Genomic DNA, 14,516 nt, shown 5'->3' with positions numbered 1-14,516 from the left:
GTACGGGGCACGAGCGAGGGGGCGCGCGATGGGCGCTGAGACCACGGACCTGGCGGACCGCACCGATCAGCCGGTGGGGGCGGCCGACCGCGCGCGGGAGCAACGGGGCTGGTACTTCTACGACTTCGCCTGCTCGGTGTACTCGACGAGTGTGCTCACGGTCTTTTTGGGCCCGTACCTGACCGCTCTGGCGAAATCGGCGGCGGACTCGGACGGTTTCGTGCACCCCCTGGGCATCGCGGTGCGGGCGGGCTCGCTGTTCGCGTACGCCGTGTCCGCGTCGGTGATCCTGGCGGTGGTCCTCATGCCGATCGTGGGCGCCGCCGCCGACCGCGGCGGCCGCAAGAAGCCGCTCCTCGCGGCCGCCGCCTACACGGGCGCGACCGCGACGGCCGGGATGTTCTTCCTGGACGGCCACCGCTATCTGCTGGGCGCGGCGCTCCTGATCGTCGCGAACGCGTCCCTGTCGGTGTCGATGGTCCTCTACAACGCGTATCTGCCGCAGATCGCGGGCCCCGAGGAACGCGACCGGGTGTCCTCGCGCGGCTGGGCCTTCGGCTACACCTCGGGCGCCGGCGTGCTCGTCCTCAACCTGGTGCTCTACGCGGGGCACGACCGCTTCGGGGTGTCCGAGTCGACGGCGGTACGGATCTGCCTGGCCTCGGCGGGCATCTGGTGGGGCGCCTTCACGCTGGTCCCGCTGAAACGGCTGCGCGACCGCCGGGTGGCCCCGGCGCCGGCTGCCGCGGGGAAGGTGGGGGCGGGCTGGCGGCAGCTGATCGCGACGCTGCGGGACATGCGGGCCCGCCCGCTGACCCTGGCCTTCCTCCTCGCGTACCTCATCTACAACGACGGTGTGCAGACGGTGATCTCGCAGGCCTCGGTCTACGGGTCCGAGGAGCTCGGGCTCGACCAGGACACCCTCATCGTGGCCGTGCTCCTCGTGCAGGTGCTCGCGGTGGGGGGCGCGCTCGGGATGGGGCGCCTGGCCCGGACGTACGGCGCGAAGCGGACGATCCTGGGCTCCCTCGCCGTCTGGACGGTGATCCTCGCGGCCGGTTTCTTCCTGCCCGCCCATGAGCCGGCGCTCTTCTTCGTCCTGGCGGGAGCCATCGGGACGGTGCTCGGCGGCAGCCAGGCCCTGTCGAGGTCGCTCTTCTCACACCTGGTCCCGAGCGGCAAGGAGGCCGAATACTTCTCGGCCTACGAGATGAGCGACCGGGGACTGAGCTGGCTGGGGCCATTGGTGTTCGGTCTCGCGTATCAGCTGACCGGGAGCTACCGGGATGCGATCATCTCGCTCGTGGTCTTCTTCGCGGCCGGGTTCGTGCTGCTCGCACGGGTTCCCGTGCGGGCCGCCGTGGCGGCCGCGGGAAACCCTGTTCCGGCGCGGATTTAGACGTCGAAGTGAAAGGCCGGTAGTGTACGCCTTTGGCCTGCCAGGCGGACCGTTACTGCGTGCTCGAGTAGGGAAGACGCTGGGTGACATCTGCTGTCAGATGTGACAAACCGGTCACTGGTGGGTACAACAAGGGGCGGCACGACGGCGACGCATGACCCAGAACGGGAATCTTTACCGCCGACCGGACGTTGACCGGATGACGACGACAGTGACACCTGTCCTGTGGGCGACAAGCCCGGGAGGCACGATTCATGAGTGAGCGAGCTCTTCGCGGCACGCGCCTCGTGGTGACCAGCTACGAGACCGACCGCGGCATCGATCTGGCCCCGCGCCAGGCCGTGGAGTACGCATGCGAGAAGGGACATCGCTTTGAGATGCCCTTCTCGGTGGAGGCGGAGATCCCGCCGGAGTGGGAGTGCAAGGTCTGCGGGGCCCCCGCACTCCTGGTGGACGGCGACGGTCCTGAGGAGAAGAAGGGCAAGCCCGCGCGTACGCACTGGGACATGCTCATGGAGCGGCGCACCCGCGAGGAGCTGGAGGAGGTTCTGGCCGAGAGGCTGGAGGTCCTTCGTTCCGGCACCATGAACATTGCCGTGCATCCGCGCGACAGCCGCAAGTCCGCCTGATCGCACAGTTCGGCGATACAGCGCACAAAGCTGAGGGCCGGTCACACCAGATGGTGTGACCGGCCCTCAGCTTTGTGCCGGAACCACAACCGGTCCCGGTCAGGGTGTCAGCGGTGGGCGCGGACCCAGGTCCTCGCGCGGGGCGTCGTCCCGGACGACCTCGCCGGGCACGACCTTGCCGTCCGGGTAGTGGATGCGGGCCTGCTGGAAGGCGTCGCCGAAGCTGCCCGGAGCGGCGGTCCGCATCCGCTCGCGCAGCGAGCGCTCGGCGCGCCGGGCCACGAACTTCCGTACCGGCGGCACCAGGCAGAGCAGCCCCAGGGCGTCCGAGACGAAGCCGGGGATGATCAGCAGCAGACCGCCCAGCATCGTGAGCGCGTTGCCCTCGCCGCCCGGCCCGGCAGCCTGCGGGGCGGCCCCGGACTGCTCCTGCTGGAACGTCCGGGTGAGGTTGCGGAAGGCGCGGCGCCCGGCCCGCTTGATGACGTAACTGCCGAGCAGCAGGCCGCCGATGAGCAGCAGCAGGACCGTGAGGCCGCTGGTCGCTCCGGCCACCACGGTGAGCAGCCAGATCTCCAGGACCAGCCAGGCGGCGATCCCCAGAGGGACGAAGGTGCGGGCGCGCGAGCGCTTGGGAGCTTCGGTGGGAGGCGGAGTGCCGGTCGTCATGCTCCCAGTGTGCCTGGGAGCCGATCCGGACGGCGTAAGGAGCGGATCAGTACGCCCTGGTCACGAAGGCTTGCGGCCCAGGAGTTTGTTGGCGCGCGAGCCGACGCCCCAGGCCGTGACCCGCCAGAGCGCCTCGACCAGGATGTCGTTGCTCATCTTCGAGTCGCCGCGTTCGCGCTCGACGAACGTGATGGGTACCTCGACCACATGGAAGCCGGCGCCGACCGCGCGGCGGGCCAGGTCGACCTGGAAGCAGTAGCCGGCGGAGGCGACCTCGTCGAGGCCGAGGCCTTCGAGGGTCTCGCGGCGGAAGGCCCGGTAGCCGCCGGTGACGTCGCGGATCGGGACGCCGAGGAGCAGCCGGGAGTAGGTGGAGCCGCCGCGCGAGATGAACTCGCGGTACTTGGGCCAGTTCACGATCCGGCCGCCGGGCACCCAACGGGAGCCGAGCACCAGGTCGGCGCCCTTGAGGGCGGTGAGCAGCCGGGGCAGTTCCTCGGGCTGGTGGGAGCCGTCGGCGTCCATCTCGACGAGCACGCCGTAGTCGTGCTCGATGCCCCAGCGGAAGCCCGCCAGGTAGGCCGCGCCGAGGCCTTCCTTGCCCTTGCGGTGCAGCACGTGCACCTGGTCGTCCTCGGCCGCGATCTCGTCGGCGAACTTGCCCGTGCCGTCAGGGCTGTTGTCGTCGGCGACCAGAATGTGGGCCTCGGGGACCGCCGCTCTGACGCGGGCGACGATCGGCTTGATGTTCTCCGCCTCGTTGTAGGTCGGAATGATCACCAAGGCTTTGCCCAGCGGGCCGTACCGCCTCTGACCGCCGTCGTTCACTGCTGCCCCTTATTGTCCGTACGCAGAGGTCCACCATAGCGAGCGGTCGTGATCAGGCCGCACCGCGAGGGTGCGTGGTGTCGGATGCGCCCGGATGGCGGCGGGGATCCGCCGGAATGCCGGAAGTGGGGAACGTGTCGGTACCGGGGCCCGGCGCCCTTCGGGCCGACCTGGGACCCGCTGGCTGCGGGTCGACCGAGAGCCGTTGTCTACTGAGCGACCGGGCCCCACCCGGGTCGCACCGTCCCCGGGGCCCGCAGGGGCAGGGGGGACACCCTCACGGCTGAAACCTTCCCTCGCCCCCGAGGCGCGGGCGCTGAACCTGGCTCCCAGTGACGGGGTGCCGGTGCGGCACCCCGCCCCATGACCCAGCGGCGTTCGACGACTGCGTGGAGGTTTTAACCGGTCGGACGTCCTGTGGTGGACTCGGCCGAACCTACCGGCCCCTGGGCGCTTTCTGTCAACAGCGGTGTGAGCTGCGACGTTTTTTCAAATCACCAGGCCAGTGCCGAAGATCCGCAGGTCGTGGCGATGCCGTGACGGCCGTCCGCCAACGGTACGAATTGTCCCTATGTCACTCGTTCGGCCGCTCGAATACCGTTTGTCCGAACACCACGGTGCGCAGACAGACCGGCAGGGCCGCGCCCGGCGTGAGGTCGGGCAGGCCCGGGGTGCCCGAGCGCGGGTCGGTGGACCAGCGGGCCACCCGGTCGTCCGGGGCCTGGACCACCAGTTCTTCGGCGCGCCAGATGGCGTAGTCGGCCGGAGCCCCGGGCACCAGGGTGCCCGCGTCGTCCCGGCCGAGGGCTCGCCAGCCGCCCCGGGTGTGGGCGGTGAAGGCGGCCCGGGCCGAGATCCGGTGCTCGGCGGTGCGGTGGAAGGCGGCCGCGCGCACCGTCCCCCACGGGTCGAGCGGGGTCACCGGCGAGTCGGAGCCGAAGGCGAGCGGCACCCCGGCCCGCAGCAGGGCCGCGTACGGGTTGAGGGTGCGGGCCCGCTCGACGCCGAGCCGCTCGGCGTACATGCCTTCCTCGCCGCCCCACACCGCGTCGAACGCGGGCTGCACGGAGGCCGTGAGGCCGAGCTCGGCGAAGGCGGCGATCGTGGCGGGGGTGAGCATCTCGGCGTGCTCGACGCGGTGCCGGGCGGCCCTGATCCGGGCGAGGCCCACCTGCTCGGCGGCGGCCCGGACTCCCTCGACGACGGCGGTGACGGCGGCGTCACCGATCGCGTGGAAGCCCGCCTGGATTCCCGCCTCGGTACAGGCAGCCACATGGGCGGCGATGCCGGCCACGTCCAGGTGGCCGGTCCCGGTGTGCGGGGCGTCCGCGTACGGGGCGTGCAGGCAGGCGGTGTGGGAGCCGAGCGAGCCGTCCACGAAGAGGTCTCCGGCCGCGCCCACCGCACCGAGTTCGCGGATGCGATCGGCGTCCTTGGCCCCGGTGACGCGCTCGGCCCAGTAGCCGAACACCCGCGGCCCGGCCTCCTCGCGCGACAGCCTCAGCAGCGAGGTGAAGTCGTCCTCGTCGGAGATCTCGGGGCCGCCGCACTCGTGGACGCTGCCGATGCCCAGGGAGGCGGCGTGCCGCAGGGCCGCGCGCTGCGCCTCGGTGCGCTGGCGCGGGGTGACCGCGCCGTGCGCGGCGGCCCGCACCGCGTGGTGCGCGGCACCGGTGAGCGGCTCGCCGTCCCGGTATCCGGCCAGGTCACGGACGCCGGGGACGAGGTCGAGCAGGGCGGTGGTGACGACGGCCGAGTGGACGTCGACGCGGGGCAGGTAGAGCGGGCGCCCGCCGGTGGCGGCGTCGAGTTCGGCGCGCGAGGGGTGGCGCCGCTCGGGCCAGCGGGCGGCGTCCCAGCCGTGACCGAGCAGCACCCGGTCCTCGGGGCGGGCGGCGGCGTGGGCGCGTACGGCGTCGAGGGCCTCGGCCAGGGTGCGGGCCGGGGTCAGGTCGAGGCCGGTCAGGGCCAGGCCGGTGGCGGTGGTGTGCACATGTGCGTCGGTGAACGCCGGGGTGACCAGGGCGCCTTCGAGGTCGACGACCTCGTCCACCCCGCCCGCGAAGGCGTCCGCGGCGCCTTCCGAGCCGACCCAGGCCACGTGTCCGCGCTCGACGACCATCGCGGTGGCGAAGGGGTCGGCGGGGCTGTGCACGTCGCCCCCGCGCAGCAGGACGGTGCGGTGGGCGGTCTCTTCGGGTGCGGAACTCGCGGAACTCATGGAGACAGCCTAAAGACGCGGCGGCCACGCCCCGTACGGGGTGGGCCGGATGCGCGGCGGCCGCGCCCGTCGGGCGTGGACGGGCGCGCGGCCGCCCCGCCGGGACGGCTCAGATGTGCGGCGGCCGCGCCTCGTACGGGGTGGACAGGACGACGGTGGTACGGGTCGAGACGCCGGCCAGGGTGCGGATGCGGGTCAGCAGGTGCTCCAGCTCCAGCGGGGTCGCCACCCGCACCTTGAGGATGTAGTTCTCGTCCCCGGCCACGCTGTGGCAGGCCTCCAGCTCCGGCACGCCCGCCAGCCGCTCCGCGATGTCGTCGGGGGCGCTGGGGTCGAAGGGTTTGACCGAGATGAACGCGGTCAGCGGCAGGCCCACCGCCTCGGGGTCCACGACAGCGGCGTAGCCGCGGATGACACCGCGCTGTTCGAGACGGCGTACCCGCTGGTGCACCGCCGAGGTGGACAGGCCGGTGGCCTTGCCCAGGTCGGTGTAGCTCATCCGCCCGTCCTTGACGAGCAGATCCACAATCTGACGGTCCAGCTCCTCCATGGCGATCAACCTATTGCCCCGGGTCGCTTCCGGCACAGTCGGGCGGCGCCCGAATCGGCACCTGCGGGCGGCATGTGACGAACGCCACAGGTTTGCGGACGGCTCGGCGGGGGCCTCGTGGTTATCGCCACGGCCTGGCGGGAAGTGCTTGCTTTGGTCGCGGCCGCGGCGCAATGCCGGCCCACCCGAGGGGGAGTGTCCCAATGCAGAATCCCAAGCGCACCGGACGTACGGAACGTGAACGTACCGAACCGGACCCTGTCGATATCGCCGAGCTCGTCGACGAGGACGACTCGCTCGACGCGTACGACACCTTCGAGATGTACCGGGTGGTCTGCCCGGACTGCGCCCAGCCGATCGCGCTGCTCGCCGACGAGGACGAGCTGCCCGAGCACGCCCTGTGCCCCAGCCCGTGGAACCCGTTCGTCCTGACCGTGTGCGCCGGGACCGGGCGTCCCGCGGCGGAGGCGAAGGCGGCGGACGAGTCGCTCGACGTCCAGGAGCAGGACACCGCGCTGCTGCTCACGCTCCCGCAGGGGCTGGACTGGCGCACCCAGCCGTTCTCGCACGTCGGGGGACCGGGCTCGCGCCCGCTGCGCGTGCCGCAGATGCGCCGCGCCGCCTGAGCGCGCGACAGGCTCCGCGGGCCGGACGCCACAGGGGGGCGTCCGGCCGACGAGCGCTCAACTCCAGTACGTACCCTGCACCATGGCCTCAAGACTGGCCCGGTGCATGATCAGCGCGTCCGGGTCCGCGGGCGGCTCGACCTCGCCGAAGTGCAGCTGCCGGTAGGCGATCCGGAGCATGACCACGGCGTGCCGCAGCGCCGCGTACAGGGTGTGGAACTCCATGTCGCGCGGGGTGTGGCCGGTGAGTTCGGCGTAGCGTCGCTCGATGTCCTCGCGGCGCAGGAAGCCGGGGAGACCCGGCTGGCCGAAGGCCACCGTCAGGTCCTGGAAGAAGCGGTGCAGATAGACGGTCCAGCCGAGGTCGAGTTCGCGCGGGCCGCAGGCGGCCATCTCCCAGTCGAGGACGGCCGCCGGGTCGAAGCCGTCGTAGACGATGTTGCCGATGCGCGCGTCTCCCCAGGTGAGGACCGAGGGCCCCTCGTCCGCGGGCCAGTGCGCGTCGAGCCAGTCGAAGGCCGCCTCAATGAGGGGTGAGCGCGGAACTCCCTCAACCACCCAGCGGTAGTAGCCCCGTTGGGCCTCCACGTGCCGACGCAGCGCGGAGTCCCGGGGGTTCGCGTCCGGCAGCAGGAACTCAGCTTCCCCTGGCGGGAATTGACTGTGCAGGCGCGCGAGCACGGACACGGTGCCCTCCTGGAGGCGGGCGCGCTCGGCGTCGGTGGCGGCGTGCAGCCAGTTGCCCTCGTAGGTGTAGGGCATGACGTCCGGCGGGACGCGTCCCTCGGCCCGGTCCATCACGAAGAACGGCGCGCCGAGCGGCTCGGGGTCCTCTTCCAGCCAGCGCACCCGCGGCACGGGAACGTCGGTGTGCTCGGCGACCAGGCGCATGACGCGGTACTGACGGCCCATGTCGTACACGGGGAAGACGGTGTACGCGGCCGGGTCGGCGGCGAGCCGCAGGGCGCAGGCGCGGACGGGGGTGTCGGGGTGCTCGATGTCGAAGAGGAGGGTCTCGCTGGACATGCCGTTGGAGGACGGCACCCGGATGTCACCGACGCGTGCGCCGGGCAGCCGGGCGTCCAGCCAGGCGGTGAGGCGGCGTCCGACGTCCTCGGGGTCGCGGGTGGAGGTGCGGGGACGGGGCGCGGTGGCCATGGGCGTGCTCCTTCACGGAGGGCCTCAGGGGGCTACGGAGGTGTAGTCGGCGAAGCCGCTGGGGTCGTGGCGGCCGAAGCTGCCGTGCTCGAAGATCCCGTATCCGGTCCGCCCGTCGAGGGTGAAGCGGGCGGCATGGTCGGTGACTCCGTACGCGGCCATCGGGTGGGCGGCCGGGTCGGACAGGTCGTAGACCTGCCGGTCGGTCCAGCCGCGGCCCTGCCAGGTGCCGTGCTGCCAGCCGTCGGCGGGCGGGTAGCCGGCGCCGACCGCCAGCGGCGAGGAGGCGAGGACCTCGACGCCGAGCTCGAGGGGTTTGCGGGCCTTGTCGGTGAGGTGGATGACCGCGCGTTCGGGGTGGCGGGTGCCGGGGCGGTAGGTGATGTCGGCCTGGGGCCAGCCGAGTTGGGCATCGGGGTGACCGTCGCGCACCAGTACCGCCTCGTTCAGGGTGCGGTAGCCGTCGGCGTCCTCCTGGGCGACGACCATCACGAACCGGTCGTCGAACCGGGCCGGGACCCAGAGCCAGTGGAAGCCCTCGGGCCGGTACTCGTCGCCGCGCCCGGCGTCCTCGCCGGGGATCGGCCGCACTCCCCAGCTGCGGTCGCGCGTCCCGGTCCACTCCCCCGCCGTCACGGCCGTCTCCTCGCCACCGACGCGGATCACGCCCTCGCACCGGCCCGCCTGCACGAACCGCCGCCCCTCCAGCGTGAGCCGGTCCCCCCGGCGCTGCACGTGATGGGGTTCCCACAGCGCGGGGAAGTCGGCGTTCCAGACGATGTCGTACGAGAGTGAACCCGGGTCGCCCGGATCGGGAGCGCAGTGCAGGCCGAGGCGGCGCAGCGGGACGTCAACGGTGATCCGCAGGGGACCGACGGCGAGGTTCATACGGTCGTCCGTGAGGGCGTCGGAGGCACGGACGGCGTGCAGCAGGTCGCCCACGCGGAGGGTGGCGTAGGCGTCGATCACCCCGGTGTTGGGGTAGACGCCGAGGCCCGCGATGAGCAGGGCGCGGCCGTGGTGGTCGAAGACGTGGAAGATGCAGCGGTCGTAGGCGTTGCGGTCGCCGGTCACGACGTGCTTCATCGAGAGCGGGGCCTGGTGGATGGGGTACTCGTCGAGAGGGACGGGGCGGTCCTGGGGCGGCATGGGCAACCTCCGGCGTGAACGGCAGACCTGACGGTACGTCAGCTCCCCTCGCCTCGCCATACCCCGAACGGCACCCGCCCCCTCCCCCGGGGGGAGTTGCCCACCCACCCGTGACGGGGGTTGGATGGTTCCCACCCCCCGGGGGGAGTTCCCCACCCACCCACCCGTGACGGGGATTGGATTGTCCCGCTCCTGGGGCTCCGCCCCAGACCCCGCGGGGACTCCGTCCCCTGCACCCCTCCCGGCGGCCCTGCCCCCCGTTTCGCGCCCGAGACGCGCTCCCAGCCACCCCCACAGGGCGGCCAGGGACACCAACACCCCCAGGGGCGCGAGGAACTGCGCGAACAGCCGCCGACGGCCGAAAGCCGACAACACACCGAGCCCGGGGGCCGCACAACCACACCCCCTCCAAGCCACACCCCCCAGGGGCGCGAGGAACTGCGCGAGCAACCCCACACAGCCGAAAGCCGACAACACACCGGACCCGGGTCGGCACAACCACACCCCCACACCAACCCCCTCAGGGGCGCGGGGAACTGCGCGAACAACCCCGCACGGCCGAAAGCCGACGACACACCGGGCCCAGGGGCCACACCGCCACGTACCTGCACCCCAACGGGCCAAGAGGCACGGGAACCGCGTGGAGCCACCTCAGGGTTCGGAGCGCGAACAGGCCGCAGGGAGGCGGGAGTTAACGCGAGGGGGGCCTGAGTCACCCGAGGCGGGCGACCCGCAGCGGTGCCAGGCGAAGGGGGCTGGAGGCGCGAAGGGCGGCGCCTGGGGCGGGCAGGGTTCGGACGTAGGGCCGAATCCCCCCGGGGGTGACCCCCGCGCGGCGGGTCGCGTTGGCCAAGCTATGAGTTTGCTCTATTCGACCGCACCCGGCCGAGGACGGCGCCGACTCGCGCCGCCCACCCCCGCCTCCACCACAGAAGAATCGGTTCTGCACCACGCTGACGCGCCCATCTACCAGGCCCTGCTCCACCATTGGGCCAGTAGTGGGCGGACCCTCCCGGGCCACCGGGACCAGGAGTGGGCCCGGCTCGCGGCGGCCCCGGTGTGGCCGGGGCGCGGCGCGGCAGGGGTCAGCGGGTCTCCGGACCAGCGAGGTGGCGGGCGATGACCATGCGCTGGATCTGGTTGGTGCCCTCGACGATCTGAAGGACCTTCGCCTCGCGCATGAATCGCTCGACGGGGAAGTCGGCCGTGTAGCCGTAACCCCCCAGAACCTGGACGGCGTCCGTGGTCACCTTCATCGCGGCGTCCGTGCAGAACAGCTTGGCCATCGCGGCCTGGCGGGAGAAGGGGCGGCCCGCGTCGCGGAGCCGGGCGGCGGCCAGGTACAGCGCGCGGCCCGCCTCGATCTGGGTCGCCATGTCGGCGAGCATGAAGCGCAGGCCCTGGAAGTCGGCGATGGGACGGCCGAACTGCTCGCGACCGGTGGCGTACGCGAGGGCCTCGTCGAGGGCGGCCTGGGCGACGCCGATCGCGCAGGCCGCGATGCCGAGGCGCCCCGAGTCGAGCGCGGAGAGCGCGATCGCGAAGCCCTGGCCCTCCTCGCCGACGCGGCGGGCGTCGGGGACGCGTACGCCGTCGAAGTGGAGCTGGGCGGTGGGCGAGCCCTTCATGCCCATCTTCTTCTCGGGCGCGGCCGCGCTCAGCCCCTCGGCGTCGCCCGGGACGAGGAAGGCCGTGATGCCCCGGGCGCCTTCGCCGCCGGTGCGGGCCAGCACGGTGTAGAAGTCGGCGATCCCGCCATGGGTGATCCAGGCCTTGGTGCCGGTGATGATCCAGTCGGCCCCGTCCCGCACGGCCTTGGTGCGCAGCGAGGCGGCGTCGGATCCCGAGGAGGGCTCGGAGAGGCAGTACGCGCCGAGCAGACCGCCGCCGAGCATGGCGGGCAGGTGCTCGGACTGCTGCTCCTTGGTGCCGTAGCCCGCCAGCGCGTGGCAGGCGAGCGAGTGGACGCTCACGCCGAGGCCGACCGTGAGGCGGGCCGAGGCGAGCTCTTCGAGCACCTGGAGGTAGACCTCGTAGGGCTGGTCGCCGCCGCCGAACTCGGAGTCGTACGGGAGCCCGAGAAGGCCGGATTCGGAGAGCAGGGTGAAGATCTCGCGCGGGAAGTGCCCGGCGTCCTCCTGCTCGGCGGCCCGAGGCGCGATCTCCCGCTGGACGATGTCGCGCACCAGCGCGACAAGGTCCCGGGCCTCTTCGGTGGGCAGCTGTCGTTCCACCGGCTGTGGGGCACGGTCGGGCATGGCGGCGCTCTCCTCCCTGTCGGGCGCTTCGACGGACGCACGCGCAGGGTGTGGCGGCGCCGCCGGTGACTCTGCTCTACGGCCGTTACCTTCCCCTCCGGGTCACGGAAGTAGCAGGCGGGCGGCCGTGGCGCTGTGAGTATGCCCGATCGGACGCGTCGCGTCACTGGCCCCAAGATCACGATTTCCACCGGGCTCCCGGCGGCAGCGCGCGCCGGAATCCAGCGCCGCGGAAGCGGGCGCACCATTGACCGCACTGGTCTAGTCCTTCTAGCGTTCCCTTCAGCGACTTTGTGCGTTCATGTCAAAGCAGTCGTGCCCGGCCCCACTCTCCCCTTCCCCACGAGGAGATCACGATGCTCGGACCCCGTTCCGCCCGCCTCAGAGCGCTGACCGCCGCCGCGTGTACCGGCGCGCTCGGCGTCGCCCTGCTCGCCGGCGCGGGCAGCGCCACCGCTTCCCCCGACCGGACCCCCGAGGCCCCGCGCGCCGCGGCGGCGGGCTCCAAGGTCGTCGGGTACTTCACCGACTGGGGCGTCTACCAGCGCAACTACCACGTGAAGAACATCGAGACCTCGGGCTCGGCCGCCCGGCTGACCCACATCAACTACGCGTTCGGGAACGTCACCGGCGGCAAGTGCGCCGTCGGCGACGCCTACGCCGACTACCAGAAGACGTACGACGCGTCCTCCAGCGTCGACGGCACCGCCGACAAGTGGGACCAGCCGGTGGCCGGCAGCATCAACCAGCTGCGCGAGCTCAAGAAGAAGCACCCCGGGCTCAAGGTCCTCTGGTCGTTCGGCGGTTGGACCTGGTCGGGCGGGTTCGGCGAGGCCGCGAAGAACCCGGCCGCGTTCGCCGACTCCTGCTACTCGCTGGTCAAGGACCCGCGCTGGGCGGACGTCTTCGACGGCATCGACATCGACTGGGAGTACCCCAACGCCTGCGGGCTCACCTGCGACACCAGCGGGCGCGAGGCCTTCAAGAACCTGCTGGCGGCGCTGCGTTCGAAGTTCGGCCGCTCCGGCCTGGTCACCGCCGCCATCACCGCCGACGCCTCGGCGAAGGGCAAGATGGACGCCACCGACTACGCGGGCGCGGCCCAGTACGTCGACTGGTACAACCCGATGACGTACGACTTCTTCGGCGCCTGGGCGGCCAAGGGCCCGACCGCCCCGCACTCACCGCTGACCTCCTACAGCCAGATCCCCACCCAGGGCTTCGACACCGACGCGGCCATCAGCAAGCTCAAGGGCCTCGGCATCCCGCCGGGCAAGCTCCTGCTCGGCATCGGGTTCTACGGGCGCGGCTGGACGGGCGTGACGCAGAAGGCGCCGGGCGGCACCGCGACGGGGCCCGCGGCGGGCACCTACGAGCAGGGCATCGACGACTACAAGGTGCTCAGGTCCAAGTGCCCCGCCAACGGCACCGTCGCGGGGACGGCCTACGCGTACTGCGGCAACAACTGGTGGAGCTATGACACCCCGGCCACCATCGCCGGGAAGATGACCTACAAGAACAGCCACGGCCTCGGCGGCACCTTCTTCTGGGAGCTGAGCGGCGACACGAGCAACGGCGAGCTGATCAAGTCGATCCACTAGCACGGCACTTGGGCCAGGGGCGGTCGGCGGTCGCCGGCCGCCCCTGCGGCATGCCCCGGCCTAGGCGGACGGCTCCGGGGCCGGACAGGACGGGTCGAACTCCTCGATGGTGTCCAGCGTGTGGCGCAGCATCCGCACCAGCAGCTCGCGCACCGTGTCGCGCGGCGGCTCCAGGGATCCCAGCCAGTCGAGCGTGACGCTCTCCACGGTGCCCAGCCAGCCGACCAGGGCGAGCCGGGCCAGGGCGGGTATCGCGCGACGGCCGTAGGCGCCCTCGGCGATGGTCGCTATCAACTCCTCGCGCACCGCGTCCCGGATGGCCTGCACCTGGGTGTCGAAGCCGACACCGCCGCTGACGATCGTCCGGTAGGCCGCCTGATGGTGCTCGGCGTACCGGAGGTAGCCGTCGATGGTGCGGTGGACCCGTTCGGCGCGGGGCAGGTCGGTGTCGCTCGCGGCGCGCGACACCAGGTCCGCCACGGAGTCCTCGACTATGGCCAGGTAGTAGCCCCGTTTGGACTTGAAGTAGTAGTAGATCAACCCCTTGGCGACCCCGGCGTGCTGGGCGATGTCGTCCATCGACAGGGCGTCGTAGGAGGTGTCGGCGAACAACTTCCGGCCGGTTGCGATGAGTTCGGAGCGACGGACCTGGGATTTTACGGTCGTTCCGCGCTGTTGACTATTATTCAAATTCGGCCCTACTCTCCAACTGCCACAGGATGCCCGCAGTATGGCAGACCTGCATTCGCACTCCCCCTGCACCGGCTTTCGCGGGTTCGACGGATCGTACGGGAGGATCAAGTGAGCGCAGCCAAGCGGCCGTTGGCCGAAGGCAGAACCGCCTGGAAGAAGACCGCGGTCGTCGCCCTGCCGGCGATCGTCGCCGTAGGGATCATGGCCAATGTGATGGCCGAGGGCGCGCTGGCCGCGTCCTTCGCGGTCTCCGGCACCAGCTTCCAGGTCGCGTCGGGGAAGCTGACCAGCTCGGGGCTCTCCTCGTACGTGCAGACCGACAAGTCGGTGGACGGGAAGGGCCACCCGGTGGCGCTGCTCGGCATCGGTGACGCCCGGCTCAGCGACATCTGCCAGTCCGCCGAGGTGGCCACCCCGGTCGGCACCGTGGTGTTCAAGCTGACGGCAGGCGGCGACGCGGGCGAGGTGACGGCCAGCAACCTGGTCATCGACGGCGAGGACCTGGTCGGCGACGCGCAATTCGGCACCGCCCAGATCGGCCGGGACGCCTCGACGCTCGACGCCGTCAAGCGAGTTCAGGGCGAGGCGGGCAAGTTCGGGCTGCAGGCCGGGAACATCGAGGTGGCCGGCGTGAAGTCGCACGCCTGGTCGGCGACCGGCGGCAACTTCCGGCTGAAGGGGATGAAGGTCGATGTGAGCATCGGCGGCAAGAAGTGCTTCTGAGACGCCTGGGGC

At 71.7% G+C, this 14,516-nt stretch carries 13 protein-coding genes; 5 read left to right on the top strand and 8 right to left on the bottom strand.

Annotation, left to right across the window (positions count from 1 at the left end; genetic code table 11):
• Positions 1-28: 28 nt before the first annotated feature.
• Together DT019_RS19360 and DT019_RS19355 are read left to right on the top strand one after the other, a co-directional pair.
• Positions 29-1,399 carry an MFS transporter gene (locus tag DT019_RS19360; protein ID WP_114038097.1) on the top strand — a complete coding sequence of 457 codons (1,371 nt, stop codon included), beginning with the start codon at positions 29-31 and terminating at the stop codon, positions 1,397-1,399.
• Positions 1,400-1,653: 254 nt separating this feature from the next.
• On the top strand, positions 1,654-2,028 hold the full coding sequence (locus DT019_RS19355) for an RNA polymerase-binding protein RbpA (protein ID WP_053724453.1): 375 nt from the start codon (positions 1,654-1,656) through the stop codon (positions 2,026-2,028).
• A 99-nt stretch (positions 2,029-2,127) separates the two neighbouring features.
• Here the strand turns inward: DT019_RS19355 and fxsA are convergent, their stop codons facing one another.
• The 4 genes from fxsA to DT019_RS19335 form a co-directional block, all read right to left on the bottom strand.
• The gene (gene fxsA / locus DT019_RS19350; RefSeq protein ID WP_114038096.1) at positions 2,128-2,697 is read right to left on the bottom strand and encodes an FxsA family membrane protein; all 570 of its coding nucleotides are present in this window, start codon (positions 2,695-2,697) and stop codon (positions 2,128-2,130) included.
• A 60-nt stretch (positions 2,698-2,757) separates the two neighbouring features.
• Positions 2,758-3,525, bottom strand: coding sequence for a polyprenol monophosphomannose synthase (locus DT019_RS19345; protein ID WP_114038095.1), 768 nt, complete (start codon positions 3,523-3,525; stop codon positions 2,758-2,760).
• A gap of 574 nt (positions 3,526-4,099) precedes the next feature.
• Complete coding sequence (locus DT019_RS19340) at positions 4,100-5,746, bottom strand: amidohydrolase (RefSeq protein ID WP_114038094.1); 1,647 nt, start codon at positions 5,744-5,746, stop codon at positions 4,100-4,102.
• A 109-nt stretch (positions 5,747-5,855) separates the two neighbouring features.
• The gene (locus DT019_RS19335) at positions 5,856-6,296 is read right to left on the bottom strand and encodes an Lrp/AsnC family transcriptional regulator (RefSeq protein ID WP_053724457.1); all 441 of its coding nucleotides are present in this window, start codon (positions 6,294-6,296) and stop codon (positions 5,856-5,858) included.
• Between the two features lie 203 nt (positions 6,297-6,499).
• Here DT019_RS19335 and DT019_RS19330 point away from each other — a divergent pair, with 203 nt between their 5' ends.
• Positions 6,500-6,922: a hypothetical protein gene (locus DT019_RS19330; RefSeq protein WP_114038093.1), complete on the top strand. Its 423-nt coding sequence runs from the start codon at positions 6,500-6,502 to the stop codon at positions 6,920-6,922.
• 57 nt (positions 6,923-6,979) lie between these two features.
• Here the strand turns inward: DT019_RS19330 and DT019_RS19325 are convergent, their stop codons facing one another.
• From DT019_RS19325 to DT019_RS19310, 3 genes are all read right to left on the bottom strand, one after another.
• Complete coding sequence (locus DT019_RS19325) at positions 6,980-8,080, bottom strand: phosphotransferase family protein (RefSeq protein WP_114038092.1); 1,101 nt, start codon at positions 8,078-8,080, stop codon at positions 6,980-6,982.
• Between the two features lie 24 nt (positions 8,081-8,104).
• The gene (locus tag DT019_RS19320; RefSeq protein WP_114038091.1) at positions 8,105-9,229 is read right to left on the bottom strand and encodes a hypothetical protein; all 1,125 of its coding nucleotides are present in this window, start codon (positions 9,227-9,229) and stop codon (positions 8,105-8,107) included.
• 1,085 nt (positions 9,230-10,314) lie between these two features.
• Positions 10,315-11,487, bottom strand: coding sequence for an acyl-CoA dehydrogenase family protein (locus DT019_RS19310; protein ID WP_114038090.1), 1,173 nt, complete (start codon positions 11,485-11,487; stop codon positions 10,315-10,317).
• Positions 11,488-11,843: 356 nt separating this feature from the next.
• On the opposite strand from DT019_RS19310, the gene DT019_RS19305 reads away from it, so the two are divergent.
• Complete coding sequence (locus DT019_RS19305) at positions 11,844-13,088, top strand: glycoside hydrolase family 18 protein (RefSeq protein WP_114038089.1); 1,245 nt, start codon at positions 11,844-11,846, stop codon at positions 13,086-13,088.
• Between the two features lie 60 nt (positions 13,089-13,148).
• Here the strand turns inward: DT019_RS19305 and DT019_RS19300 are convergent, their stop codons facing one another.
• The gene (locus DT019_RS19300) at positions 13,149-13,778 is read right to left on the bottom strand and encodes a TetR/AcrR family transcriptional regulator (RefSeq protein ID WP_114038088.1); all 630 of its coding nucleotides are present in this window, start codon (positions 13,776-13,778) and stop codon (positions 13,149-13,151) included.
• 111 nt (positions 13,779-13,889) lie between these two features.
• On the opposite strand from DT019_RS19300, the gene DT019_RS19295 reads away from it, so the two are divergent.
• A complete protein-coding gene (locus DT019_RS19295) occupies positions 13,890-14,504 on the top strand; it encodes a DUF6230 family protein (protein ID WP_114038087.1) in 615 nt (204 codons plus the stop codon).
• The last annotated feature ends 12 nt before the right edge of the window (positions 14,505-14,516 follow it).

It is taken from the genome of Streptomyces sp. SDr-06, from assembly GCF_003324565.1.
In the GTDB taxonomy this organism is placed as follows: domain Bacteria; phylum Actinomycetota; class Actinomycetes; order Streptomycetales; family Streptomycetaceae; genus Streptomyces.
This window is presented reverse-complemented; position numbering and strand designations above follow the sequence as displayed.